22 protein-coding genes are annotated in these 25948 nt (G+C 36.1%); 4 read left to right on the top strand and 18 right to left on the bottom strand.

Annotated features, from left to right (window positions below; translation table 11 throughout):
• Positions 1-19 precede the first annotated feature (19 nt).
• The 12 genes from H3T96_RS08080 to tyrA form a co-directional block, all read right to left on the bottom strand.
• Positions 20-817 (bottom strand): TatD family hydrolase, encoded by a 798-nt coding sequence (locus H3T96_RS08080; RefSeq protein WP_144092094.1) that lies wholly within the window; start codon positions 815-817, stop codon positions 20-22.
• 8 nt (positions 818-825) lie between these two features.
• Positions 826-4026 carry an exodeoxyribonuclease V subunit gamma gene (gene recC, locus H3T96_RS08075; RefSeq protein WP_144092096.1) on the bottom strand — a complete coding sequence of 1067 codons (3201 nt, stop codon included), beginning with the start codon at positions 4024-4026 and terminating at the stop codon, positions 826-828.
• 280 nt (positions 4027-4306) lie between these two features.
• A complete protein-coding gene (locus H3T96_RS08070; protein ID WP_039128292.1) occupies positions 4307-4732 on the bottom strand; it encodes a F0F1 ATP synthase subunit epsilon in 426 nt (141 codons plus the stop codon).
• 26 nt (positions 4733-4758) lie between these two features.
• Positions 4759-6141, bottom strand: a complete 1383-nt coding sequence (gene atpD / locus H3T96_RS08065) for a F0F1 ATP synthase subunit beta (protein WP_025314341.1) — start codon at positions 6139-6141, stop codon at positions 4759-4761.
• Between the two features lie 47 nt (positions 6142-6188).
• A complete protein-coding gene (atpG, locus tag H3T96_RS08060) occupies positions 6189-7058 on the bottom strand; it encodes a F0F1 ATP synthase subunit gamma (RefSeq protein ID WP_025314342.1) in 870 nt (289 codons plus the stop codon).
• Between the two features lie 14 nt (positions 7059-7072).
• On the bottom strand, positions 7073-8614 hold the full coding sequence (gene atpA / locus H3T96_RS08055; RefSeq protein ID WP_086325972.1) for a F0F1 ATP synthase subunit alpha: 1542 nt from the start codon (positions 8612-8614) through the stop codon (positions 7073-7075).
• Between the two features lie 11 nt (positions 8615-8625).
• Positions 8626-9159 carry a F0F1 ATP synthase subunit delta gene (gene atpH, locus H3T96_RS08050; RefSeq protein WP_025314344.1) on the bottom strand — a complete coding sequence of 178 codons (534 nt, stop codon included), beginning with the start codon at positions 9157-9159 and terminating at the stop codon, positions 8626-8628.
• A 13-nt stretch (positions 9160-9172) separates the two neighbouring features.
• A complete protein-coding gene (gene atpF, locus H3T96_RS08045) occupies positions 9173-9643 on the bottom strand; it encodes a F0F1 ATP synthase subunit B (protein ID WP_144092098.1) in 471 nt (156 codons plus the stop codon).
• A 24-nt stretch (positions 9644-9667) separates the two neighbouring features.
• Entirely contained in the window at positions 9668-9898 is a 231-nt protein-coding gene (atpE, locus tag H3T96_RS08040; RefSeq protein ID WP_034901511.1) for a F0F1 ATP synthase subunit C, read from the bottom strand.
• A gap of 36 nt (positions 9899-9934) precedes the next feature.
• Positions 9935-10717: a F0F1 ATP synthase subunit A gene (atpB, locus tag H3T96_RS08035; RefSeq protein WP_065603191.1), complete on the bottom strand. Its 783-nt coding sequence runs from the start codon at positions 10715-10717 to the stop codon at positions 9935-9937.
• Positions 10718-10970: 253 nt separating this feature from the next.
• Complete coding sequence (gene glmM, locus H3T96_RS08030; protein WP_086325971.1) at positions 10971-12308, bottom strand: phosphoglucosamine mutase; 1338 nt, start codon at positions 12306-12308, stop codon at positions 10971-10973.
• 140 nt (positions 12309-12448) lie between these two features.
• On the bottom strand, positions 12449-13570 hold the full coding sequence (tyrA, locus tag H3T96_RS08025) for a bifunctional chorismate mutase/prephenate dehydrogenase (RefSeq protein ID WP_086325970.1): 1122 nt from the start codon (positions 13568-13570) through the stop codon (positions 12449-12451).
• A gap of 116 nt (positions 13571-13686) precedes the next feature.
• Here tyrA and xthA point away from each other — a divergent pair, with 116 nt between their 5' ends.
• The 3 genes from xthA to H3T96_RS08010 all read left to right on the top strand — a co-directional run bounded on the left by xthA (position 13687) and on the right by H3T96_RS08010 (position 17767).
• On the top strand, positions 13687-14493 hold the full coding sequence (gene xthA / locus H3T96_RS08020; protein WP_144092100.1) for an exodeoxyribonuclease III: 807 nt from the start codon (positions 13687-13689) through the stop codon (positions 14491-14493).
• 32 nt (positions 14494-14525) lie between these two features.
• Entirely contained in the window at positions 14526-15875 is a 1350-nt protein-coding gene (gene xseA / locus H3T96_RS08015) for an exodeoxyribonuclease VII large subunit (protein ID WP_144092102.1), read from the top strand.
• 221 nt (positions 15876-16096) lie between these two features.
• The gene (locus H3T96_RS08010; protein WP_144092104.1) at positions 16097-17767 is read left to right on the top strand and encodes a molecular chaperone HscC; all 1671 of its coding nucleotides are present in this window, start codon (positions 16097-16099) and stop codon (positions 17765-17767) included.
• Positions 17768-17837: 70 nt separating this feature from the next.
• Here the strand turns inward: H3T96_RS08010 and H3T96_RS08005 are convergent, their stop codons facing one another.
• Both H3T96_RS08005 and H3T96_RS08000 read right to left on the bottom strand, forming a co-directional pair.
• Positions 17838-20516: a hypothetical protein gene (locus H3T96_RS08005; RefSeq protein WP_144092106.1), complete on the bottom strand. Its 2679-nt coding sequence runs from the start codon at positions 20514-20516 to the stop codon at positions 17838-17840.
• Positions 20513-21211 (bottom strand): DUF1266 domain-containing protein, encoded by a 699-nt coding sequence (locus H3T96_RS08000; protein WP_144092108.1) that lies wholly within the window; start codon positions 21209-21211, stop codon positions 20513-20515. Before H3T96_RS08000 ends, H3T96_RS08005 begins: the two co-directional genes overlap by 4 nt.
• 239 nt (positions 21212-21450) lie before the next feature.
• Between H3T96_RS08000 and dolP the strand changes: the two genes are divergently transcribed.
• Positions 21451-22032 (top strand): division/outer membrane stress-associated lipid-binding lipoprotein, encoded by a 582-nt coding sequence (gene dolP, locus H3T96_RS07995; RefSeq protein WP_065738229.1) that lies wholly within the window; start codon positions 21451-21453, stop codon positions 22030-22032.
• A gap of 64 nt (positions 22033-22096) precedes the next feature.
• Here the strand turns inward: dolP and csdE are convergent, their stop codons facing one another.
• From csdE to H3T96_RS07975, 4 genes are all read right to left on the bottom strand, one after another.
• On the bottom strand, positions 22097-22492 hold the full coding sequence (gene csdE, locus H3T96_RS07990) for a cysteine desulfurase sulfur acceptor subunit CsdE (RefSeq protein ID WP_144092110.1): 396 nt from the start codon (positions 22490-22492) through the stop codon (positions 22097-22099).
• A 69-nt stretch (positions 22493-22561) separates the two neighbouring features.
• Positions 22562-23773, bottom strand: coding sequence for a cysteine desulfurase CsdA (gene csdA, locus H3T96_RS07985; protein WP_144092112.1), 1212 nt, complete (start codon positions 23771-23773; stop codon positions 22562-22564).
• The gene (locus H3T96_RS07980) at positions 23742-24620 is read right to left on the bottom strand and encodes a U32 family peptidase (RefSeq protein WP_144092114.1); all 879 of its coding nucleotides are present in this window, start codon (positions 24618-24620) and stop codon (positions 23742-23744) included. The genes csdA and H3T96_RS07980 overlap by 32 nt, the downstream gene beginning before the upstream one ends.
• Positions 24621-24774: 154 nt before the next feature.
• Positions 24775-25770: a peptidase U32 family protein gene (locus H3T96_RS07975; RefSeq protein ID WP_065603214.1), complete on the bottom strand. Its 996-nt coding sequence runs from the start codon at positions 25768-25770 to the stop codon at positions 24775-24777.
• Between the last annotated feature and the right edge of the window lie 178 nt (positions 25771-25948).

Raw genomic sequence — 25948 nt, 5'->3', positions numbered from 1 at the left:
ACTATTAATAATTAAATGGTTAATAGTGTATTTGGTTTTGGATTTTCATTTTATTAATTCTATTAAATAGCGTCAAGGTATTTGTTAGGATCGTTCTAGAGATTTGTTTAGAATTTTCAGGACGTAATTGACAAAGAATATTAAAAATATCAACAATGTTTTCTGGTCGATTTATTTGCCCTTGTCGACCACTTAAAGGCATATCGGGGGCATCGGTTTCTAATACTAGGCTTTCGAGAGGTAACTTTGCAATGGTATGGCGAGTTTTATTTGCTCTAGCGTAACTTATTACGCCACCTACACCAATATAATAGCCTAATTTAATAAATTGCATTGCTTGTTGATAGCTACCAGAAAAACCATGGATCACCCCACGACAAGGTAAATTAGCTTGATGTAATTCATGATAGATAACATCATGAGTTTTGCGAGAATGAATTAAAACAGGTAATTCATAACGTTTAGCTAAAGCCAGTTGACCTCGAAAAAAAATAAGTTGCTGTTGCCAATCAACAGAAATGTCATATCGGTCTAAGCCGATTTCGCCAATGGCAACTAATTTGTTAGGAGAAGTACTAACGATATCCGATAATTTTTCAAGATCAGCATGGGAATGTTGATAGATAGGGTGTAAGCCCAGCGCAGCATAAAGTTCATCATACTGTTCAGTTAGTTTCAGAATTTGGCTGAAATGATCTACTGATACAGCAGGTATAATTAAACTGGCAATGTTAGCTTGTTGAATACGACTTATTGAGTTGTCTAAATCTGTAACAAAAGCAGGGAAATTGAAATGGCAATGCGTATCTATAAACATAATGCCTCCTATTCTACTGTTACTTGATGTAATAAAATTGGTAGTAAAAATTGTTTAGCAAAATCGATGATCTGTTCTATCAGTTCATCGGTTAATTCAGGATACAAACGTTCATAGTAACTGTCGCACTCGGGTGATTGAAATGCGCCACCTTGCCAAGTATTTATAAGCTGACTTTTAGCTCTATCATTAGCAACAATTTCACCAGTTTTTTTATTATAAGCCGAAGTTAACCAACTCCATGCACTTTGGATTGGCATTAATAAAGGTTGATTGATACCTTGCAAAAATCCTTCAACTAATGAGGTTAAGTAAGTTAATGCCTCGTTGGCTTCTAAATGCGAAAATCGCCATTCTTGCTCATCACGACCGTAAATGCGGCTTTGGTTATCAACATTCTCAGGGTATAAAATACAATAAACCAAATGATCTATCCATAATGAGATACCATCACGAATTGAGAGCTTTGAGGGTCGCCAAGTTAAAATACCATCGGCCTGTACATGTGTTAACCACCCCTGAAGTGGGTAATATTGCTTATCTGTGTTAATTGTTAAATTAACTTCCTCGCTGGTCATCTCTAACCGTTCTTGACGGATTTTATCTGCTAAAGATTGCATTGCTTCAGTTTGTTCATCATAAATGATTTCACCAAAAGCGCCATCAGGTAATTCACCCGTTAACCTTAATTGTTGATACAGAGTCTCTGAATCTTGGGCGGCTTGAGTAATTAAATGATTTAAAATTTGCACATTAAGTTGATAACGTTTTAAGCTATCAAGATTAAAGTTTTCGGCATCAGGTAAAGTATCATCAAGGTAACTGACATAAAAATTAAATCGTTTTTGTAAAAATAACCGGATAGAGTGCTGAAAGAATCGTTTTAATTCATCAAGATTAATATAATCAACACTTATAGCGGGTATTTGACTAATAAATGTTTGGCTTTCCCCTTTTTTCAATGCAGCCGGTAACCACTCATCAGCATAACTTTTCGGCTCTTGTAAAAAATTTAGAGGATTAAATGGCGTTCTGGTATGCAACACTCTTAAAAAATTGAGATTTTTTTCTAAACTTTTAGTTGATTTACCATAATATTGAACAATATATTCCCAAAGTTCATCAACCAGTACTGATGGGTAACGTTCGCTATTATCTTTTATATCCCGCCCGACATAACTGATGTATAGCTGATATTGTGTGGATAAAATAGCTTCTAAAAATAGATAGCGATCATCGGTTCGACGGCTACGATCGCCTCGTCTTGGGTATTTGGCGATTAAATCAAAATCCAGCGGTAGTGACGTTCTTGGGTAGTCACCATCATTCATACCTAGCAAACAAACTACTTTAAATGGAATGGATCGCATAGGCATCATAGTACAAAAATTGATTTTACCCACTAAAAAACGGTGTGCTAAGTGATTTTGTTCTAAACGTGCCTGCATTGCATCATGTAAAACAGTGATTGAAATAAGGTCGGTAAACTGAGCTGTTAAACCACTATTAATTAATTGTTGCCATTCATCTTCTATCATTAATAAAATAGCATCGCGTTGCTGATTGTGCATAAAAAAATCATTAATTAATTCAAGGCAACAACCTTGCCAATCAGATAATGATTTTTCTACATTTAAAATCGTAAACCATTTACGGACAACTTTAATAAACTCAGCTAATTGACCAATAAGTTCCGCATCTAATCCTGTTGCACCATCATAAGGTAAAATTTGTAACCATCCACCTTGTTCACTATTCATGGTATAACCCAGCAATAACCGTTCAAGACCAAATAACCAGCTGTGTGCACTTTCAAGACCAAAGCGGATACCAGACTCAATAATCCAAGTTCGCAGTAATATTAATTGTGATTCATTTATGGAAAATTTTTCAGCTACGGCTGGAATTTCCAGTAAATTAAATAACTCTTCTGCGGTGAATCGACTATTTGGGAAGTTTAAAATAGCAAAAAAACCTTGTACGATGGGATCAATATTGCGAGCTTTTTGATCAGAAATGGTAAAAGGTAAATAGCGCTCATTACTAGCATTACCAAAAACAGCACGAATATAAGGTACATAGCGATCAATATCTGAAACCATAACAATACAATCGCGTAGTTCAAGATCAGGGTTTTCATCAAAAACAGATAATAGATAATCGTATAATACTTCGACTTCCCGTTGTTCACTATGGCAAGCATGGAATGAGATAGATTTATCAGAATCATCAATTTGTTTATCACTCAAATCATTTTGATAAAGCTCTAAAATATCTTGCTGAATTGCGTGCAATAGACATGTCCGTTCTTGATCAACAAATGCCTCAATATCCTGTTTGCTATTAAATTCTTGCAATAAAAATAAATTGTCGCGGCCTAGTTTTCCCCATGAAGTTAATAGTGGATTAGGAATTTTATCGGGAGTATTTAAAATATCGGATAGTTGTTTTTCAACAATATCGCCCCAGTACCATTTACAAGGATTGTTAAACATCAAATGCACATCGATGTGTTGACCAAGTGCTGAGAGTAATGACAGATAAATAGGTGGAAGAGAAGTGATCCCAAAAATATAAACTCGTTTAGGTAAAGAATTTAACCGTAAACGATCAAAGTCTTTATCTAACAAAATATCTAATATTTGCTGATAAATATTGGCTCGGTGATAGGGTAGGCTGATTGAAATCAGTTGCCGCCATAATTCTGCTTGCCAAATTTCATCAGGATGATGATTTAATTCACTTACGGTTTGATTGGCTTCCCATTTTGCTAACCAATCAGGACGGTATACCAAATATTGGTCAAATAATCGTGCTATCCGCGTTGCTAATTGATAGTTTTTGCGTTCTTCTTTATCAATATTTAGATAATGTTTGATTGTCTCAAATTCAGGTCGTTCAATGATCTTAGGCAATAAATAGTATAAACGCCAACTCATTGATTCAACGTCATAGTTATTTTCAGTTGGTGAATCCGGTAAAAGGGTTTGATATATTTGCCAAATAAATTGACTGGGAAAAGGAAAATCGACATTGGCAAGAATACCAAGATCGTTGGCCAATTCAATTTGTAACCACTGTGCCATACCTTGGCTTTGTACAATTATCATATCGGGCGTAAAAACCTGTTCTATGGGGTCTCTGCGCATTAATTCACTGACTAGGGACTTGAGTAAATCGACTTGATTTGAATGATAAATAGTAAACATAGTTACATTAATATTAATATAATTAGTCAGATTATCGCTGATTGTTATAAATAAATCTAGCTACGATTAGGTTGTGCATTTTTACAGCTAAATAATTTTATAAAATCCAAATAGATTTTAAAAAAATGTTAAAGAATATTTTTGAGATAAAAAATCGTGATTTTTAGATAGAATTATTTTTCAAATAAGTAGTTAAAAAAACAGTTAAGTAAAAATTAAAAAGGTTACAATTTATTAAGTTGTAACCTTTTATGGGTTTATCTAGTGATTAACGTATTTTTTATTGACCCATGCGACGAGTTAATTCAATAACACGAATTTTTGCCAAAGCTTTTGATAGTTCAGCCGATGCTTGAGCAAATGTCATATCATCACTTGGGTGATTAATATGTTCTTTTGCTTGTCTGACTGCTTCTTGTGCCCTGGCTTCGTCTAAGTCTTCACCACGAATTGCCGTATCGGCTAAGATTGTGACGATGTTGGGTTGAACTTCTAAGACGCCACCAGAAAGGTAGATAAACTCTTCTTCACCATCCGCTTTTACAATACCTACCATACCCGGTTTAATCATTGTAAGTAGAGGAGTGTGACCTGGATAGATCCCAAGTTCACCTTCTTGACCTGTGACTCTGATTCGCTGAACATCACCCGAAAACAGGTGAGATTCAGCACTAACAACTTCTAATTGATAGGAAGTTAGTGCCATAATACTATCTCCGTTCAATGAATCTCTTAGAGAGATTTAGCTTTCTCAATTGCTTCGTCGATTGAACCAACCATATAGAATGCTTGTTCAGGAATGTGGTCGTAGTCACCGTTCATAATTCCTTTAAAAGCACTGATGGTATCTTTCAATGGTACATATTTACCAGGAGATCCTGTAAATACTTCTGCAACGAAGAATGGTTGAGATAAGAATCGTTGAATTTTACGTGCACGTGCAACGGTTAATTTATCATCTTCTGATAATTCATCCATACCAAGAATTGCGATAATATCTTTTAATTCTTGATAGCGTTGTAAAATTGACTGAACGCCACGAGCACAATCATAGTGTTCTTGACCAACAACAAGTGGATCTAATTGACGGCTGGTTGAATCTAATGGATCCACCGCAGGATAGATACCTAATGAGGCGATTTGACGACTCAATACGATTGTTGCATCTAAGTGAGCAAAGGTGGTTGCTGGCGACGGGTCAGTCAAGTCATCGGCAGGTACATATACCGCCTGAATTGAGGTGATTGAACCTGTTTTAGTTGAAGTGATACGTTCTTGTAATAAGCCCATCTCTTCTGCTAATGTTGGTTGGTAACCTACCGCAGATGGCATACGACCTAATAATGCAGATACTTCAGTACCTGCTAAGGTATAACGGTAAATATTATCGATGAATAATAATACGTCTTTACCTTCGTCTCGGAATTTTTCAGCCATGGTTAAACCAGTTAACGCTACGCGTAGACGGTTTCCTGGTGGCTCATTCATCTGACCATATACTAACGATACTTTATCAAGTACGTTTGATTCTTTCATCTCATGATAGAAGTCATTACCTTCACGGGTACGTTCACCCACCCCAGTAAACACTGAGTAACCAGAGTGTTCAATAGCGATGTTACGGATTAATTCCATCATATTAACGGTTTTACCCACACCCGCACCGCCGAATAGACCAACTTTACCACCTTTAGCAAATGGACAAATTAAGTCGATAACTTTGATACCTGTTTCAAGTAACTCAGTTGAGTTAGCGAGTTCTTCATAAGTTGGTGCTGCGCGGTGAATTGCCCAACGCTCTTCCTCACCAATTGGACCTGCTTTATCAACAGGATCACCTAGTACGTTCATAATACGACCAAGTGTTTTAGTACCTACGGGTACTTCAATACCGTGACCTGTGTTTACTACTTTAAGTCCACGTCTTAAACCATCAGATGATCCCATTGCGATACAACAGACAACGCCACCACCTAATTGTTGTTGAACTTCCAGAACTAATTTTTCAGTGCCAGTTTCCACTTCTAATGCATCATATACCTTCGGTACTGCATCTTCTGGGAATTCGACATCAACCACCGCACCGATGATCTGGACAATCTTTCCAGTAGCCATTTTTAATCCTCTACGTCTTTTTCTTAACTATAAGCCAATATTTAGCACTAACCTGAAACAGCGGCTGCACCGGATACAATATCAATCAATTCATTTGTGATAGCACCTTGACGTGCTTTGTTATACACAATTTGTAATTCATTAATTAGGTTTGCACCGTTATCTGTTGCTGCTTTCATGGCCACCATTCTTGCCGCTTGTTCACTCGCTAGATTGTCAACCACAGCTTGATAGACTTGTGATTCAATATAACGACGTAAAATCACATCTAATAGTGATTTAGCATCTGGCTCATAAATATAATCCCACGATGAAGCTTTAAGTGCTTTATCTTCTGATGGTGGTAATGGTAATAATTGCTGTATTGTTGGTTTTTGCGACATAGTATTAATAAATTTATTAGTAACAATATATAATTTATCAATATTACCTTTGTCATATGCCTCAAGCATTGTTTTTACCGGTCCAATTAAATCGGATAAAGTTGGTTCATCACCTAAATTCGTGACTTGTGTTAAGATGTTTGTTTTTACTGATGAGAAAAATGAAACACCCCGAGAACCAATTAAAGCAACATCAGCTTCAACATTTTTTTCCTGCCATGCTGACATATCAGCAATGACAGTTTTGAAAAGATTGATATTTAAACCACCGCATAAACCACGATCGGTTGAAATGATAAGATAGCCAACTCGCTTTACATCTCTTTCTTCTAAATAAGGATGCTTGGCGCCTATCTGAGCTAACGCTAAATGTCCAATTACTTCACGAATCATTTCAGCATATGGACGACTTGCTGCCATTCTATCTTGCGTTTTACGCATTTTAGAATTGGCAACCATTTCCATCGCTTTAGTGATCTTTTGCGTACTTTGGATACTGGCAATTTTTGTTCTAATCTCTTTTGCATTAGCCATTTTTTACCTCACCCTTACCAAGTTTGAGTTGATTTAAAGCTTTCAAGTAATTCTTTTAACTTACTTTCAATCTCATCATTGTAATTACCTGTTTCGTCGATTTGTTTGACAAAATCAGCATATTGACTATGGGCATAAGCAAGGAGTGCCGTTTCAAATGGTAATACTTTAGCGAGTTCTACATCTTCAAGATAACCACGTTCAGCAGCGTAAAGTACAATTGATTGCTCAGCAACAGTCATAGGAGAGTATTGCTTTTGTTTCAATAATTCAGTTACTTTTTCACCATGACTTAATTGGTTTCTTGTTGCTTCATCTAAGTCAGAAGCAAATTGTGAGAACGCAGCTAATTCACGGTATTGTGCAAGTGCCGTACGAATACCACCTGATAATTTTTTCATTATTTTGGTTTGCGCAGCACCACCAACACGAGAAACCGAAATACCCGGGTTAACCGCAGGGCGAATACCTGAGTTAAATAGGCTTGTTTCAAGGAAGATCTGACCATCAGTAATTGAAATTACGTTAGTTGGTACGAATGCCGATACGTCACCAGCTTGTGTTTCGATAATTGGTAATGCTGTTAATGAACCTGTTTTACCTTTTACTTCACCTTTAGTAAATTCTTCAACATAAGCTTCGTTAACACGAGCTGCACGTTCAAGTAAGCGAGAATGAAGATAGAATACATCACCAGGATATGCTTCACGTCCAGGTGGGCGACGAAGTAATAACGAAATTTGACGGTAAGCAACCGCTTGTTTAGATAGATCATCATAAACAATTAATGCATCTTGACCACGATCGCGGAAGTATTCACCCATGGCACAACCCGCGTAAGGTGCTAAATATTGTAATGCAGCTGATTCAGATGCTGAAGCTACAACAACGATAGTATTTTTTAATGCACCATGTTCTTCAAGTTTACGTACTACGTTTGCAATAGTTGACTGTTTTTGCCCAATTGCTACATAGATACATTTTACACCCGAATCACGTTGGTTAATGATTGCATCGATTGCTAATGCTGTTTTACCTGTTTGACGGTCACCGATAATAAGTTCACGCTGACCACGACCAATTGGAATCATTGAGTCGACGGCTTTATAACCTGTTTGTAATGCTTGATCGACTGATTGACGCTCGATAACACCTGGTGCGACAACTTCAACCGGCGAAAATCCATCATGTTGAATTGAGCCTTTGCCATCGATAGGTTCACCAAGTGTATTGATAACACGACCTAATAAGCCTTCACCAACGGGTACCTGTAAAATACGGCCAGTACATTGTACTTTCATCCCTTCCGATAAGTCTTCGTATGGTCCCATAACCACCGCACCGACTGAGTCTCGTTCTAGGTTTAATGCCATTGCATATCGATTACCAGGTAATGCAATCATTTCGCCTTGCATTACATCGGTTAATCCGTGAATTCGAAGAATACCATCACTTACTGAGATGATTGTTCCTTCATTGTGAGCATCACTCACAATATTGAACTGAGCTATCCGCTCTTTAATTAGTTCACTTATTTCAGTTGAATTTAGCTGCATTATCAGTCCCCTTAAGACTGTAGAGCGTCATTTAAACGATTTAAACGCCCTCTGATACTACTATCAATAACCATATCGCCCGTACGAATAATAAAACCAGAAATGAGCGATTTATCTATATGACATTTTAGTTTTACTTTTCGTGATAAACGTTTTTCGACAGCGATAGAAATTTTATTAAGTTGTTCGCTAGTTAGCTCATTAGCTGAAATGACATCAACATCTGCTTGAGCATCTTTATCTAAACAATATTGTTCAAACAAAGTTAAAACTTCAGGAAGAAGTGATAATCGTTTGTTTTCAGCCATAACTTTAATAAAATTAGTGCTAAACTCATCTAATACATCTTTACAGATGTTGATGAGTAAATTAGCCACCGAATCAGTTTTCATATCAGATGTTAGGATACTTCTTACTTGTGCATCTTTGCTTACTTGAGAAGTTAATACCAACATTTTATGCCATGATTCGATACTGTTTCTTTCTACCGCAAAATCAAAAGCGGCTTTAGCATAAGGACGAGCAATTGTAATTAAGTCAGCCATTGCTCTATTCTCCTTATAATTCAGCTACGAGTTTATCAATGATGTCGCTATTTGCGGCTTCATTAACAGAACGTTCAATAATTTTTTCTGCACCGGCAATAGCGAGTGTAGCGACTTGTTGTTTAAGCTCTTCTCTAGCGCGTTTGCGTTCAGCTTCTACTTCGGCAAATCCTTGAGCAACAATACGTTCTTTTTCGCGGATCGCTTCTTGTTGTGCTTCTTCAAGAATGATAGCTTTGCGTTTGTTTGCTTGCTCAATAATTGCATTAGCCTCTACCTTAGCCTGTTGCATTATGTCAGATGTATTTGCTTTGGCTAATTCCAAATCTTTTTTTGCTGTTTCTGCTGAAGCAAGACCGTCTGCTATCTCTTTTTGGCGTTTTTCAATCGCATTAATAACAGGTGGCCAAATAAACTTCATGCAGAACCAAACAAACAATACAAATGTAATTGCTTGGCCGAGGAGAGTTGCGTTCATATTCATGAGACGATTCCTCTTAAAAGTTTATTAACCGGCAACAGCAAAAATAACATAAAGTGCAATACCCACACAGATCATTGGAATTGCATCAACTAAGCCCATAACGATAAAGAATTGGGTACGTAACATAGGCATTAATTCAGGTTGACGAGCGGCACCTTCTAGGAATTTACCACCTAGTAATCCAATACCAACTGCACCACCAATTGCAGCTAATCCCATCATTATGCCCGCGGCTACAAATAACATACTATCCATTATATACTCCAGTTTATTATCAAAAAAATATTGAAATTAGTGATCTTCCGTTGCCGATGCCATTGCTAAATAGACGATCGTCAACACCATAAAAATAAAAGCTTGTAACGTAATAATTAAAATATGGAATATGGCCCAAGGTAATGAGAGTATCCATTGTGACCACCAAGGTAATAGTGCAGCAATTAAGATAAAGATAAGTTCACCAGCATACATATTACCGAAAAGTCGAAGTCCTAAAGAAACTGGTTTAGCTAATAAGCTAACAAGCTCAAGGATTAAATTGATTGGCGCAAATGCCCAATGATTAAAAGGATGAAGTGTATATTCTTTAATAAATCCAGAAATACCTTTGTATTTAATTGAATAGATTATGATAAGAATAAATACGCCTAATGACATTGACATTGTGATACTGACATCTGCAGAAGGGACGACTCTTAAATGCGAAAGACCTAAATATTGTGCAGCGTAAGGTAAAAAGTCTACTGGAATGAGATCCATTAAGTTCATCAAAAATACCCAAGTAAACACAGTTAAGGCTAACGGCGCAATGAGTTTATTTTGACCAGTGAACATGTCTTTAACGGTGTTATTAACAAATTCAAAGAGCATTTCTACTGCACATTGCAATTTACTTGGTACACCACTGGTAGCTTTTTTAGCTACGCGATGAAATATCCATAAAAAGATAACACCAAGTACAATTGAAAAGAACAACGAGTCCAGATTAAAGGTCCAAAAACCAGAACCTACTTGCAAGTTCTCAAGATGATGCTTGATATAAGCTTGTGGTGAAGCTGGAGAGGAAACTGACATAAAACCCTCTTACCTTATTCCTAAAATTTAAAAATACTGCTTACATTCCTTTCAATAAAGATATAAGCAATCGCTGTAATAATTCGAAGCTACTATTTTAAACCTAATTGCCTATAATAAGTCAACCTTTGATTAACTAAATTAAGAATTTAGACACTTTTTACTAAATTTGTGTAAAGAATAGCAACTTTATAATGTCACTTTAGTAGAAATAATCCCCTATTAATCGCCAAATTAATAGGGATAAAATAAGCTAATTTGATGCTTTAACTGCTTCAGCGATTTGTTCTGCCAGTTTTTGTACTTCAGCAGCATCAATACCTTCAACCATGACGCGAATAAGTGGTTCTGTTCCTGATTTACGAATCAAAACACGTCCATGAATACCAAGTTGTTTTTCGGCTTGTTCAATGGCTAATTTGACATCGGGGTTTGTTAATGGATCGTGTTTTTCAGCAAATCGAACATTGATTAATACTTGTGGCATCATGGTCATACCACTACATAAATCAGCTAATGACATGTTATTGCGTACCATTGCGGCTAATACTTGTAAACCCGCAATAATACCATCGCCAGTGGTGGTTTTATCTAATAATAAAACGTGACCAGAGTTTTCAGCGCCTAAGCGCCAATTTTTTTCAAGCATTTTTTCAAGTACATAACGATCACCAACTTTAGCGCGTACAAATTGAATACCCAAATTTTTAAGTGCGATTTCAAGTCCCATATTACTCATTAATGTGCCAACAACGCCACCTTTTAATTGACCTTGTCTTAATGCTTCACGAGCAATAATATAAATAATTAAATCACCATCAATTTTACGCCCTTTATGATCAACCATGATAATGCGATCACCATCGCCATCTAAGGCAAATCCTAAATCGGCTTTTTCATCAATAACGCATTTGGCCAATGCTCTAATATCTGTTGCACCACAATTATCATTGATGTTAACGCCATCGGGGTCACAGCCTATCTTTATCACATCTGCACCAAGTTCACGTAAAACTTTAGGAGCGATGTGATAAGTGGCGCCGTTAGCACAATCGACGACTATTTTTAAACTGGCTAAACTCAAATCATGATCAAAGGTGCTTTTACAGAATTCAATGTAACGACCTGCCGCATCGGTAATTCGGCTTGCACGTCCGAGTTGTATGGATTCAACGCAGTCGATCTCTTTTTCAAGCTGAGCTTCAATTTCTAATTCGATTGCATCATCGAGTTTCTTGCCTTCGGTCGAAAAAAATTTAATACCATTATCATAAAATGGATTATGTGATGCTGAAATAACAACGCCGGCATCAGCTCTAAATGTTCGTGTTAAATACGCAATAGCTGGCGTTGGCATGGGACCTGTAAATGCAGTAGCAACACCCGCCGAAGCAAATCCGGCTTCAAGTGCTGATTCAAGCATATAACCAGAAATACGGGTATCTTTACCAATTAATACTTTTTTTACCCCATCTTTAGCAAGTATACGACCTGCTGCCCACCCTAGCTTAAGCGCAAAATCTGGTGTGATAGGGTACTCTCCAACTTTGCCTCGAATCCCATCAGTGCCAAAATATTTCCGATTAGACATTTTATTCCCTCACACTAAATTTTATTGTGGTCTACTTCTTAAGTATAAAATTGTAATTTAAAAATTATTTTAACTAGACGTATTGTTTATAAGCTTTTTTGTAAAAAAGTTTGAGGTTAACTATACGTTTGAGTATAAAATCATTCCCGATTATCATTAGCAAATTTTAGTAAAACCTGACTTTCTTTAATAAAGCGCTGAGCATAATTACCAAACCACTCGGTGACATTATTAAAATTCTCAATAAATTTTACTTTGTCGCGTTGCTCAATTAATTTCACCATTTCTCCGAAGCATTGATAATAACGTTTGATTAGTTCAATGTTATCATCAGATGCCATAATAATATCGGCATAAAGCACCGGATCTTGTGCAAACAATCGACCTACCATCATTAATTCTAATCGATAAATAGGGGAGGATAACGCAATCAGTTGTTCTAAATCGGCTTGTTCTCGCTGTAAATTTACGCCATATGAAAAAGAGGTAAAATGGCGTAAAGCTTGAATAAATGACATGCATTTATCATGCTCTTTGGCATCAATTGCACATAAATTGGCTCCCCAAATGCGCATTTGTTCAATTAACCATTGATATTTATCTGGCTCACGCCCTTCACAATAGACAATAATCTGTTTTGCTAAATTTGGTACATCAGGACCAAACATTGGGTGGAGTCCAACGACAGGGCCAGGATGCTTTTTGAGCATAGCTTCAAGAGGTTTGACTTTTATTGAGGTAAAATCGGTTAAGATACAATCCTTAGGCAATGGCGGTAATTGATCGATGATTTCGCAAGTTTTGTTAATTGGTACTGTCACAATCACGGCCGCTGCATCAGCAACTATTTCGGCTGCTTGATGCATAGTTTTAGAACCTAAAGTTTTAACATGGTAACCAGATAGGGTGAACAGACGAGCAAACAATTTACCCATTTGTCCATTACCTCCAACGATAACGATAGAACCTGAACCGGTATAGACCTTTTTAAAACCTTTGTCATTTTCACTTATGTATGATTCACGCATTAAACGGCGTAATATATCTTCAATTAAAGCAGATGATACACCAATATTTTCAGCCTCTTTTCGTCTTTGGGCTAACATTTCTGCTTCACGCTTAGGATCGTAAATAGGAATACCGTGTTTGCTTTTTACATCGCCAACTTCGGCGACTAAAGCTAATCGTTTATTAATTAAAGATAAAATTGATTTATCGACTTCATCAATTTTATCGCGCAAGGCAAGTAATTCCGTAGACATATTCGGTTATTCCTTTTCTCACAAATGATAACTGTTTCTGTAATAGCTTAACAGTATAACGTATTTTTGGTAGGATGGGACTATTGCAACCTTAATTCCAATACAATAAATTCATCATGAAAGTTATTTCTTTTAATATTAATAGTCTTCGGGCTCGAATCCATCAATTAGCCGCCATTATTGATAAGCACCAACCAGATGTGATAGGTCTGCAAGAAACCAAAGTTCATAATGATCAGTTTCCAGTCGAGGAGCTTGAGCAGTTTGGTTATTACTTAAATTATCATGGGCAAAAAGGGCATTATGGTGTGGCTCTGTTAACTAAGCAAAAGCCACTTTCAGTACAATGTGGTTTTCCAACTGATAGCGATGATGCCCAATGCCGATTAATTATCGCTCAGTTGCCAACCAACCAAGGTGAGTTAACCATAATTAATGGTTATTTTCCGCAGGGTGAAAGTTTGCATCATGAAATCAAATACCCTGCAAAACGTAAATTTTATCAAGATTTGATTGATTATTTAAAGCAACATCAATTAAGTGATCAGCTTTGCTTGATTATGGGGGATATGAATATTAGTCCAACCGATTTGGATATCGGCATTTCGGACGACAGCCGTAAACGTTGGTTGCGTACTGGTAAATGTTCATTTTTACCTGAAGAGCGAGAGTGGATGAACAATTTAATGTCACTTGGGTTTGTTGATACTTATCGTAATGAGCATCCAACAAAACAGGAATATTCCTGGTTTGATTATCGTTCTAAAGGCTTTGATACCCATACTGGATTAAGAATTGATTTGATTTTAGCTAGTGAAAAGTTGATGGCGCATTGCCAACAAACTGGCATTGATTATGATATCCGCGCTATGGAAAAACCGTCTGATCATGCGCCAATTTGGGCTCAATTTGATTTAGCTTAAATAGGTAACAGTATAATTAATAGAGGAATAGTATGCAGCACAATAGTTCGATTCTATCGGTTAAAGATCTTAACCAAATGGTAAAAGATATTCTTGCTGATGCTATTGGTCAAATTTGGCTGATGGGCGAAATTTCTAATTTTTCTCGCCCCGCTTCTGGGCATTGGTATTTCACCTTAAAAGATGATGCCGCTCAAGTTCGTTGTGCCATGTTTCGCAATAGTAATTTTCGCGCTGGTTTTACACCACAAAATGGTCAGCAGGTATTGGTTAGAGCAACAGTTACGCTTTATGAAGCACGGGGTGAATATCAACTTGTTATTGATAAAATCCAACCTGCTGGTGCAGGGTTGTTGCAACAAAAGTTTGAACAATTAAAGCAAAAATTATTTGAAGAGGGGTTATTTGAATCTACTTATAAACAATCATTGCCTGAAAATATTCGTACTGTTGGCATTATTACTTCTTCAACTGGGGCGGCATTACATGATATTTGTCAGATCTTAAAACGTCGTGATCCAAGTTTGCGTTTAATTATCTATCCAACGCAAGTACAGGGCACAGAAGCTGCTGCGCAGATCGCTAAAATGATTCAAATTGCTAATACTCGTCAAGAATGTGATGTGTTAATTGTTGGTCGAGGAGGTGGTTCACTCGAAGATTTATGGTCATTTAATGAAGAAGTAGTCGCAAGAGCGATTTTTGCTAGCCAATTGCCAATTGTCAGTGCAGTGGGGCATGAAATTGATTTTACCATAGCCGATTTTGTCGCTGATGTCAGAGCAGCTACTCCATCCGCGGCAGCGGAATTAGTTAGTCGCGATTGCTTAGATCAGATTAGACGGATTGAAGTTCAAGAACAGCATTTATCTATGGCAATGGATTATTATTTGACTCGACGTCGTGAAATGCTCAATAAGTGGCGTCACCAATTGCAAACCCAACATCCACAAGCCAAACTAGCAAAAAAATTAAATGGATTACTATCTTACCAGCATGCTTTATATGAAAATATGCAGCAATATTTACTCAAACAGTCAAATCGCCATAACTTTTTAGATAAACAACTGTTACGGCTATCTCCACAAAATAATATTACCTACTTAAGTCAGATGATTCGCCAGAAACGTCAGCAACTTATTAATTTAATTCAGCAAAAAATAACTCAGTCACGACATCAATTTGTTTTACAAACCTCGCAACTTAATAGTGTTAGTCCACTTGCGACATTAGAAAGAGGATATTCTGTAACGACCAATCAACAAAATACGGTAGTGCGTCGTGTTGAACAAGTAAACGTAGGTGAGTTTATCACAACCAGATTAGCTAACGGTCAGTTAACTAGTCAAATTATTGATATGCAAAATAAAGATAATTATTAGTGTCAATTTTTAAATGACGATTGATTTAATGGTTATTTATTGAGAATAATCGATACAGATAGTAATTATAATTTTTGGTGGTCTAATTTTTAGACATATATAAAATAATGAGTTAAGGTAAATTGAATATTTTAGTGTTTGATAAAATTGTACCTTGAGCAGTATTAACTATATAATATTGTTGATATTAACTTTAATAATAAGAAGAGAACAAACCAATTATGCATCACCCCATAGGAATTGATTTAGGTACTACTAATAGTTTAATTTGTGTTTGGCAAGATGGTAAGCCAATACTTATCCCCAACTCAATCGGCGAAGTTGTCACTCCATCAGTAGTAAGTGTTGATGATGATGATTCTATTTTAGTTGGGCGTGCTGCATTGTCTCGCTTAACAACGCATCCAAGTCGAAGTGCAGCTGCATTCAAACGCTTTCTTGGCTCTAATAAAGTATTTGAATTAGGTGACAAGAAATTTACGCCAACCGAACTTTCTGCCATGGTGTTAAAATCTCTTAAGGCCGATGCCGAAGCGTTTTTAAAACAAGAAATACACGATGTAGTGATTTCTGTTCCTGCTTATTTTAATGATGAACAACGCAAACAAACACGTTTTGCTGCGGAATTAGCTGGTTTAAATGCTGTACGTTTAATTAATGAACCAACCTCAGCCGCTATGGCATATGGATTACATGAAGAGCAATCAGGTAATACTTTAGTTTTTGACTTAGGTGGCGGTACCTTTGATGTGACTGTACTGGAATATGCTTTGCCAATTATTGAAGTACATGCATCTGCCGGAGATAACTATTTAGGTGGCGAAGATTTTACCGATGAACTGGTTAAAGCCTGCTTAAGTGATTGGAATCTTAAACAACAGGATATACCCGTTGACGACTATGCACGTTTATTAGATTTAGCGGAGCAATTAAAGTGTAAGTTAAGCGGTGATGAATTACACAAATTAACTTGGTTTTGGCAAGATAAGCAGTGGGAGTTTTCCTTAAATGAAAATCGAGCCAAAACGCTATGGTTACCACTTCTTAATCGTTTACGTTCGCCTATTGAACAAGCCTTAAATGATGCGCGCTTAAAGCCTAACCAGCTTGAACATATTGTGTTAGTCGGTGGCTCATCACAACTCGGTGTGGTGCGTGAGCTGGTAACGAAATTATTTGGCAAATTGCCTTATCGTCATATTAATCCTACCACGATTGTGGCACAAGGCGCTGCTGTTCAAGCTGCTTGTCGGTTACGTAATGCTGATATAGAAGAGGTTATTTTAACTGATGTATGTCCTTATACGTTAGGTATTGAAAGTAGTTCAGGTAATGTTGGTGGATTATTTGCACCGATTATTGAGCGAAATACCATTGTCCCGACCTCGAAAGTAAAAACTTTTTATACGGTGCATCCGCAACAGAAGATTATTGGCATTGCGGTTTATCAAGGCGAAAGTCCACGCGTAGAAAATAATGTGCTGATAGATCAGTTTGAAGTGCCTGTAACTCCGATGGAGAAAACACAAGGTATTGATGTTCGTTTTAGTTATGATTTGAATGGTTTGTTAGAAGTTGATGTAGTTGTTCTTGAAACCGGTATTAAACATGGAAAAGTCATTGATCATAGTCCAATAGGTTTAACTGATAAACAAAAACAAGAGAGCCATGAACGATTAAAATCACTCAAAGTTCATCCTCGTGATGAGATGCCAAATCGGACTTTATTAGCGAGATTAGAGCGAGCATGGGCACAATCATTAGGTGATGAAAGAGCATTAATTGGGTCGTACATTGAAGCTTTTATTGAGGTATTAGATCAGCAAAATTCAGAAGAAATTGATGAAATGCGCTGTGAAATTGAAGCAAATCTACAAGAACTCAATCGTTAACCATTATAGATTTTTATTCGATCACATTTCCCCCTTTTTATACGAATCAAAAGGGGGATTTTTGTGTAGTTTACTTTTCCTTAGTCTTTTTTTCTATTGGTGGTCCATAGCGATTGATTTTTTTTAATTCTGGAAGCCAACATGGTGATAACAATAGTGGTAGCAAAAATATTGTTGCAATAAAATATAAAGGTTGTCCTTTATCTGTGTCGTTGATACGTCGTTTGATAGCAAAAAGAGTATTAATTGCTACTAATGTCAAAATGACATAATTTGTTATATTATCAAAATTATTTTTATCTAAAAACATAAGCATCGTAATTGATAAAATTAACTGTACTATAAAGCCCTGTATATTAGTACGTCCATTCCAACGCCAAAATTGCCACCATTTATTTTGAGGTAGAGATTGTGACTCAAGCCATTTTTGATTTTCAGTATTTTTTGCCAAAAGTAATGCTGCACAGAGTCGTAATACTAAATCGTTATCGCTATCATTTTTAAATTTATCTAACATTTTTAGTTCATCATCATCGCATACGCTGTATTGATTAGATAAGCGTTCAGCAAGTGAGGTGATTTCGTCTACTTGTTTGGTATAGTGGTATCTATTTTTGTTAACCGATAAAGGAAAACTCCAATTATCTTTTAAACTATTTGCTATTTTTTTCAGATCTTTATTATCACCAACCAGTTTTTGTAACGTTTGATCTAATTTGGCTTTTTGTTCGGGTTTGTTTAATACAATCAGGTATAGCAATATCACATAAACTGGATTTTTTTTAGCTAATTTTGGTGCCCATAATTGTTCTATTTTTTGTTCGAAATTATTAAAATCGATGTAGTCAGGATCATCAATAAACCATTCCATGGAATCTGGATAATTGTTTAAAATACAATTAATGAGCTTGCTGTCATTATCAATTAGGTTGTAAAGTTCAGTTTCATTTTGCCAATTGCCATGTTTAAATATTTCTATTAATGGTTTAAGTTTGTCATCATCCTTAATAGTAAAATTATTATTTTCTTGCTGTAGATATATAGCGACATTAATCGGTTGGTTAACGGTAGCTAAAACTAATAAACAATGATGAAACCATTGCCAATACGCATTTTTATTATTCATTTTTGTTGATGCATTTGGTGGTTCGGGTAACAAGTAATATTTCATGAATTGTAAATACATAGCCCAATCAAACATTTCCATATTTGAATAATGAAAACTATGATATAAATGTAATTTAGCAACCTCAGGGAGCTCTTGAAATCTATCTAACCATAAACGACCATATAAAACCAGCTCACCCTCTTCATCTGGATCGAATTTTTTTGGTAACAGGGCATTTTTATCATCATCAAATAGCCAGGCTTTAAACTCTTGTATTGGTGAGAGTTGTTTAAGCCATGTAAGATGTTGTCGTGCTTGGCGTTTTAAATGATGCAAAATAAATTGTTCAAATGGATCATTACTTTGCTCATCTAAAATTTCTTGTAACAGAATTTCGTTACCATGGCGCAACATCACTGCATGCCGATATAATCGATATAATCGATGTGAACCGTCATCGCGTAATAATATCGATAGAACTTGTCGGTAACTCCAATTTACGCTTAGAGCCCAATTGACAAAATCAACAATTTCTTTTGGATAGCTTTCGATATCATCTATTCCTGCTAATCGTGCTGTTGTGGTTGTGGTTAATTGCGGAATAGTGTGCAGATAAATTTCTGTTTTATCGGTGTCAATACAGTGGCTGTTATTTAACGCCATAATTAATAAAGGGAAGTAATCTTTTTCAAAATAGACGCACCAACCTGCTATCCAACTTTCTGCTTTTTCTTGATAATGCCCAGAATAATATAGATCTAACCAAAATTGTAATGCATTATGTTTGTCTTCAAGCAAGGTATATTGAATGGCGGCAATATATTTCCAATCGATAATAGTTTGTTCATCTTGATCATTTTCAGCAATGCATTTTAAAGCATAATCCAAGATAAATTGATTTTTCATATTTGCTTCACTATGCCAAAAAGCAAATTCAAGCATAAGTTTTTTATCATCAGGAAGATAAAAGACAGTATCTTGTGATAGGAATATATAAACATCGTCAGGTCTACGTTCCCAATATACCCATTTAATAGAATAAATATAATCAATGGTAGCATTTTGTAATGCTTTGTTGGTTGTAGGCAAACACGTGTAATCAAATAAATCACCATGATCGATGTGATTTAAATAACTATCATATATTTGAAAGTCATCGGTGAACTGTGTCATTAATTGCTGACGCCAACGTAAATTATCAGCTAGAATTTTGACACATGATTCTGAGATATTTGTTGTTTCATAGCTTAAAGTTAGTAATCGCCACTTGACTGAATCAATAACCGACATTGGGTAATCATAAAATGAACCAATAAATTTCTGCCATTCATCTACTTTATAACAGCGTTGGGGATCTTCTAATAGAGCTTGGTAAGCGTTGTAAATTTCATTTGCTTGAATTTGTTCTTCTGTTAGTTGTGATACTGATTCTTTTTCCGATTGTTGAGTTGTTGTATCAACAGCTGTTTCAGGCGACTTTGCATAACTTATTGCTGATTCGTAAGCTTCGCGCAATGCTTTAAACCCATCAGGATCCGTTTCTGGATGATATGAGGGTAGTTTTTCACGATATGCTTGGCGAATAAGCGCGGTATCTGTAGTTTGTTCAATGCCTAATAATTCCCAAAAATTTGTACTCATGACCAATCATACTCCCTTAATGATTCAGGTTTTTCGAGTTCTTCAATATCAATGTACCAAGGTAGGCGATTGCAAGGTGAATCTTCGTCATTAATTAATATTTTCATGGTGCGCGTTTGCGATGCCCTAGTTAATTCACAACGTAAAGCTTCAAGATCTTCCTTATTGTTAATTGATTCCCAAAATTGAAATCCAACTGACCAAGCAGTAAAGTAGTTATGCCAAGATTTATAAAAATATTGAGAACGTGAAGCAATTCTTGTAAAAATCCATAGTGCTTCCTCTTCGGTAATAAATTTGTTGGTTGTGCCATTTCGTAGTATATATCCCATCCGTGCATAATCCCAACTACGAATGCCACCAATACCGCATACACAAAAAGTTTGTTCAACAAATTTCATTAGGACTTTTTGATAATCGTTTTGATCTTGGCAGTAATTACGCCAATCAGCTTCGGAAGATCGACAGTATCTTGAATAATAGCGAGATAATAATGTTGCATGTCCATCATCAACCATATCAAAGACACAATTAAGTAGAGTTTCGCGAGAATTAATCCCCCAACTTTCGTTCAAATCGACAAAATCCCGTTCGGGAATAAAGTATGCTGAAGTATAACTTGCACCATTATCTTTGTTTAAAGCAACCATTGGCGCGGATAATCCATATAGCCAATCAATACTATCTTGATTCATATTTTAATTCCGATAATTCCATATATTCCACTATATTGATGACATTAGATTGTATCAAAAAAAGTAACCGTTATTAGTGATAAAATAACACAATTTTTAAATAATTTATGTTCGATTATTGTTATTGGTTTTTATCATAGTGTAAAACACAAAATTGTTTTGCAAATCATTATCAAAAAGGCATAATAACAGCGATTTTTAGTATTTGATTACAATGTTATAAATTGTAAGGAGTAATAATGAAGAGAGCTGCCTTAATAGCTATGTTAATAACAGGCGCATTAATGTTACAAGGCTGTATTACCGCCGCAGTAATTGGCGCAGGTGCTACAGCTACTGCAAAAGTTGCTACCGACCCTCGTACTGCGGGCACACAAGTTGACGATACTACCTTAAATTCACGTATGGGGATGAAAATTAAAAATAATGGTCCTCAATTTATTGGAGCACGTATCGTTTCCAGTACGTATAGCGGTGATATTATCTTAACGGGGCAAGCCAGTCGTGAGCAAATTGAAAAGGCCGAAAGCCTAGCTTATGAAGTTGAAGGTGTAAAAAAAGTCTACAATCAAATTCGAGTTGGTCAACCCGTTAGTGCAGGCACAATCACCAATGATACATGGATCACAACGAAAGTTAAATCTCAGCTAATATTGAATGCGAAAACCAAAGCACGCAACATTAAAGTCGTAACTGAAAATAGGGAAGTATTTTTGATTGGTATTGTGACACCAGAAGATGGTAAAGCTGCTGCACAGCTTGCTAGTAAAGTCGATGGCGTTAAAAAAGTGATCACACTTTTTACCTATATTGAAAATTAATCAACAACGTTATCAGTTAGCAACAATCTTAGTAAAATAGGGGGAAGATAACCCCCCTCTTTTTTTATACAACGGATTGAATACGCTCAATTAGTTTAGTCAAGCCTTGTAAACGCGATTGACTTAGCTCATCCGTAATTTTTAACTGGTTTAATAAAGATTGAAAATCGATAGCGGCAATTTCTTTTGCTGTTTTGTGGTTAGCAATAATAATTAAAATTGCCAGTAAGCCTTTAACGATGCGTCCTTCACTGTCACCTTGAAATATAAAGGTATTATCATTTTGCTTTTGATAAGTTAGCCAAACGCGATTTTCACAACCATTGACTTGGTTTTCATCCGTTTTTAAATCTTCAGGCATTGGTGGCAATTGTTTTGCTAATACAATTAACTGTCGATAGCGATCTTGCCAATTATGTTGCTGTAAAAATAATTTGGTTAAGTCTTGCTGTGATAGCATAATATTGACCTATAAATAATTAACTATTTGTAAAAAAGTTTCAGGTTAACTATACGTTTCAGTATAAAATTAGGCTAAAATTTCAATTGCATTTTGTAATGCCAAAATAAAAGCATTTACATCTTGCTCATTATTATATGGCATTAATGATAGACGAATAACCCCATGACAACCCAATTTATTCATTAAAGGTTGAGCACACAGCTCGCCAGTACGAATCGCAATATTTTGCTCGCTAAGTAAAATCGCTACATCATTATGATGAATATCATTAATATTAAATGTGATGATTGGGCTGTTTTCAACACTGTAGAATTGTAGATTAGCCAGTTTGCTTAGCTGTGATTTAGTATAATGGGCCAATTGTTCTGTGTAATTTTCTGCTTTCTTAAGATCCCAATTGTTTAACCAATCAAGTATTGCATTAAAGCCAACAATGCCAGCTATATTGGGTGTGCCTGCTTCAAATTTATAAGGTGTATCTTCTTGAATAAAATCATTAAATGAGGTGCTTTTTAGCATTTTTCCACCGCCATGCCAAACTGACATTTGCTCAAGTAATGTTTGTTTACCATATAAAACACCCAGTCCCGTAGGGCCATACAATTTATGAGCTGAAAAAGCATAAAAGTCGATATCAAGCGTTGTTACATCAATATCATGATGGACAATTCCTTGGGCACCATCTACTACTAAAATAGCATTATATTGATGAACTATGTGGCTAATTGTAGCTAAATTTGGGCAAAATCCAGTGACATTTGACATATGGGTTATTGCTACGATTTTAGTTCTTGATGATATTAGCGATGATAACTCATCTATATTGGCAGACCATTTAATGACTTTTGCCCCAGTTTGTTTAGCCACAATTAACCAAGGTATTAAATTACTGTGATGCTCTAATTCGCTAACAATAATCTCATCATTAGGTTGTAATATACCGCGAGCATAACTTTGAGCAATTAAATTAATTGATTCGGTAGCACCACGTGTCCAGATAATTTCAGTGTTATTGCTTGCATGAAGCAAATTAGCAACATGTTGTCGTGCTTTATCGATAGCCACTGTTACTTGCAACGCACCATGGTGCAAACTGCGTTTGGCGGTCGCGGTGTTGTGTGCATAATAGGCCACTGTGGCATCCACCATTACCTGAGGTTTAAGAGCAGTTGCCGCGGAATCAAGATATACACTATTACTGTTTAGTGCTGGAAAATCAGCCCTAAACTGCTTTGGTGTAAAATCTTTATTGGCTAAGTTCGAGTCCAGCAATACCATTCCAGTAACCATTACAGTCGCGTTTATGTTCAATATGCAGTGGATTAGAGCCATCTTCATTGGCTTTAAATTGTTTTACAATATCGAGTGTTTCGAGTCCTAACGGCGATATTCGTACAATATCAACTAATCCTTTCATCTCTTTTAAATTATTACCTAAATTATAACAATAGCCGCTTTGTGTTTGGATACCGTTTAGTACAAAAACTTTTTGCTGTTCTTGAGAAAATACTTCACGGCCAACAGGATATTTGATGCAGCAAGTTTCACATTTATCTTTTGGTCTATCTTCTGAACGAGCGGTAAAACAACGTGCGGAATAAGCTAAAGGTAAATAACCATAACTAAAGACTTCCACTTCAAAGTTTTTTTCAATATTTAAACTCTCAAATTGTTTAAGAACATTATTTAGCCAATCACGTGAAAGTTCAACCGGCATACACCAACGTACCATACCTTGCTTTTGTAATAATTTTAAAGTCAAGGCGTTATAGCAGTTAATAGCAGGACCAGCAACGAATGGTAATTTATTTTCTTGAGCAATATTGATGGCCGCTAAATCATTGGCTTCCACCAAAAAGTCACCATTATTGACTAGTTGTCGTAAATCGTTTAATTCTGACGGAGCTTCAAGTAAAGCCAATGTTGAAAGCACCACTTGTTTGCCAGATTTAGCGATTTCCTTAGCTAATTCTAGCCAATTGGTAACTTTCATTTCTCGGCGTTTGGTACAAACCGTTTCACCCATATAAATAATGTCAGCTTCACTCTCTTTTGCTGCGTGATAAAAGGCTTCGGTTTCAGTTTTAGGCCAATAATAAAGCACTGGTCCTAATGAATATTTCATAGTTTTGCTCACTATAATTTATTTATCTTAAATTTGATTTCATTTAATAAAAATGGCATAACCTAAGTTGTACAGTACATACAAAATCAAGATGTGATATCTTTTATAATCAATATTTCTTGATGATTAATATAACAGTAGACTTAGTATTATGTTATTGCCATTTGCGGTGGTAAGCACCTAACGTGGTTTGTGTTCCTTCTGAAACAGAACCCAGCGTATCCATCCAGCTTTTTTCCGCCTGGAATGATTGTGGATTTGCTTTATAGCGATCGATTGCTTGACGCCATACTTTAGTTACTTGTTCAACATAGGCAGGGCTACGCTGACGGCCTTCAATTTTGACTGATGCAATATTGGCTGCAAACAGTTCAGGCAGTAGTTCAATTGTGTTTAAACTGGTTGGTTCTTCAATAGGGTGATAAAGCTCATCGCCTACATAATAACGACCTTTACACAAGGTTGGATAACCAGCATTTTCACCTTTTTTATGGCAATCAATTAACACGTTATTTAAGCGAGACTCAAGACCTTTTTCAGTTTCTTCCCAGCGAACAAATTTTGCTGGTGAACAAGCACCAACGGTATTAGGAGATTCGCCGGTAAGATAGGAAGATAAATAACAACGTCCTTCCGCCATGATACATAAACTACCAAAAGCAAATACTTCAAGTGGAACTGGTGAAACTTGCGAAAGTTGCTTTACTTGATGCATAGAGAGTACACGTGGTAACACGATACGATGTACATGAAAATTGTTATAGTAGAACTTAATTGATTCTTCATTGGTTGATGATGCTTGCACTGAGACATGACGCTCCAGGTTTGGATATTTTTCAGCAGCATAATCTAGCATTGCTAAGTCCGCAATAATAAGTGCATCAGCACCAATATTGGCGGCTGTATCAACTGCATATTGCCAACGCTGGAAGTTTTCAGGATGCGCAAAAGTATTAATTGCAATATGTAGTTTTTTACCGCGTTTATGCACATAGTCAGATGCTTCAATTAAGCGCTTCTCGTTAAAATTCAAACCAGCAAAATGACGGGCATTAGTATCATCTTTCAAACCAATATAAACAGCATCAGCGCCATTATCGATGGCTACTTTAAGTGATGGTAAAGATCCGGCTGGACAAAGAAGTTCCATAATTATTCCTAACTTAAGTTCGCTATTTTATACGCTAGGTATTATGCAATAATTCTTAATTTATTGCGAATGGAAAGCCAATCATGCGATGAAAAAAGTTACGATAGATTGATTTAGTCATTTTTTTACCCTAATTGATCAGTAATTAACTGAACCGTTACCAATAAAATTTTCACTT

The organism is Gilliamella sp. W8136 (genome assembly GCF_016101285.1).
Taxonomy (GTDB): domain Bacteria; phylum Pseudomonadota; class Gammaproteobacteria; order Enterobacterales; family Orbaceae; genus Gilliamella; species Gilliamella apicola_N.
This window is presented reverse-complemented; position numbering and strand designations above follow the sequence as displayed.

What these genes read in the sequence shown, in the direction of transcription:
- H3T96_RS08080 (WP_144092094.1), bottom strand. Translation starts at nt 817, where the DNA reads ATGTTTATAGATACGCATTGCCATTTCAATTTCCCTGCTTTTGTTACA.
- recC (WP_144092096.1), bottom strand. Translation starts at nt 4,026, where the DNA reads ATGTTTACTATTTATCATTCAAATCAAGTCGATTTACTCAAGTCCCTA.
- H3T96_RS08070 (WP_039128292.1), bottom strand. Translation starts at nt 4,732, where the DNA reads ATGGCACTAACTTCCTATCAATTAGAAGTTGTTAGTGCTGAATCTCAC.
- atpD (WP_025314341.1), bottom strand. Translation starts at nt 6,141, where the DNA reads ATGGCTACTGGAAAGATTGTCCAGATCATCGGTGCGGTGGTTGATGTC.
- atpG (WP_025314342.1), bottom strand. Translation starts at nt 7,058, where the DNA reads ATGGCTAATGCAAAAGAGATTAGAACAAAAATTGCCAGTATCCAAAGT.
- atpA (WP_086325972.1), bottom strand. Translation starts at nt 8,614, where the DNA reads ATGCAGCTAAATTCAACTGAAATAAGTGAACTAATTAAAGAGCGGATA.
- atpH (WP_025314344.1), bottom strand. Translation starts at nt 9,159, where the DNA reads ATGGCTGACTTAATTACAATTGCTCGTCCTTATGCTAAAGCCGCTTTT.
- atpF (WP_144092098.1), bottom strand. Translation starts at nt 9,643, where the DNA reads ATGAATATGAACGCAACTCTCCTCGGCCAAGCAATTACATTTGTATTG.
- atpE (WP_034901511.1), bottom strand. Translation starts at nt 9,898, where the DNA reads ATGGATAGTATGTTATTTGTAGCCGCGGGCATAATGATGGGATTAGCT.
- atpB (WP_065603191.1), bottom strand. Translation starts at nt 10,717, where the DNA reads ATGTCAGTTTCCTCTCCAGCTTCACCACAAGCTTATATCAAGCATCAT.
- glmM (WP_086325971.1), bottom strand. Translation starts at nt 12,308, where the DNA reads ATGTCTAATCGGAAATATTTTGGCACTGATGGGATTCGAGGCAAAGTT.
- tyrA (WP_086325970.1), bottom strand. Translation starts at nt 13,570, where the DNA reads ATGTCTACGGAATTACTTGCCTTGCGCGATAAAATTGATGAAGTCGAT.
- xthA (WP_144092100.1), top strand. Translation starts at nt 13,687, where the DNA reads ATGAAAGTTATTTCTTTTAATATTAATAGTCTTCGGGCTCGAATCCAT.
- xseA (WP_144092102.1), top strand. Translation starts at nt 14,526, where the DNA reads ATGCAGCACAATAGTTCGATTCTATCGGTTAAAGATCTTAACCAAATG.
- H3T96_RS08010 (WP_144092104.1), top strand. Translation starts at nt 16,097, where the DNA reads ATGCATCACCCCATAGGAATTGATTTAGGTACTACTAATAGTTTAATT.
- H3T96_RS08005 (WP_144092106.1), bottom strand. Translation starts at nt 20,516, where the DNA reads ATGAGTACAAATTTTTGGGAATTATTAGGCATTGAACAAACTACAGAT.
- H3T96_RS08000 (WP_144092108.1), bottom strand. Translation starts at nt 21,211, where the DNA reads ATGAATCAAGATAGTATTGATTGGCTATATGGATTATCCGCGCCAATG.
- dolP (WP_065738229.1), top strand. Translation starts at nt 21,451, where the DNA reads ATGAAGAGAGCTGCCTTAATAGCTATGTTAATAACAGGCGCATTAATG.
- csdE (WP_144092110.1), bottom strand. Translation starts at nt 22,492, where the DNA reads ATGCTATCACAGCAAGACTTAACCAAATTATTTTTACAGCAACATAAT.
- csdA (WP_144092112.1), bottom strand. Translation starts at nt 23,773, where the DNA reads ATGGTATTGCTGGACTCGAACTTAGCCAATAAAGATTTTACACCAAAG.
- H3T96_RS07980 (WP_144092114.1), bottom strand. Translation starts at nt 24,620, where the DNA reads ATGAAATATTCATTAGGACCAGTGCTTTATTATTGGCCTAAAACTGAA.
- H3T96_RS07975 (WP_065603214.1), bottom strand. Translation starts at nt 25,770, where the DNA reads ATGGAACTTCTTTGTCCAGCCGGATCTTTACCATCACTTAAAGTAGCC.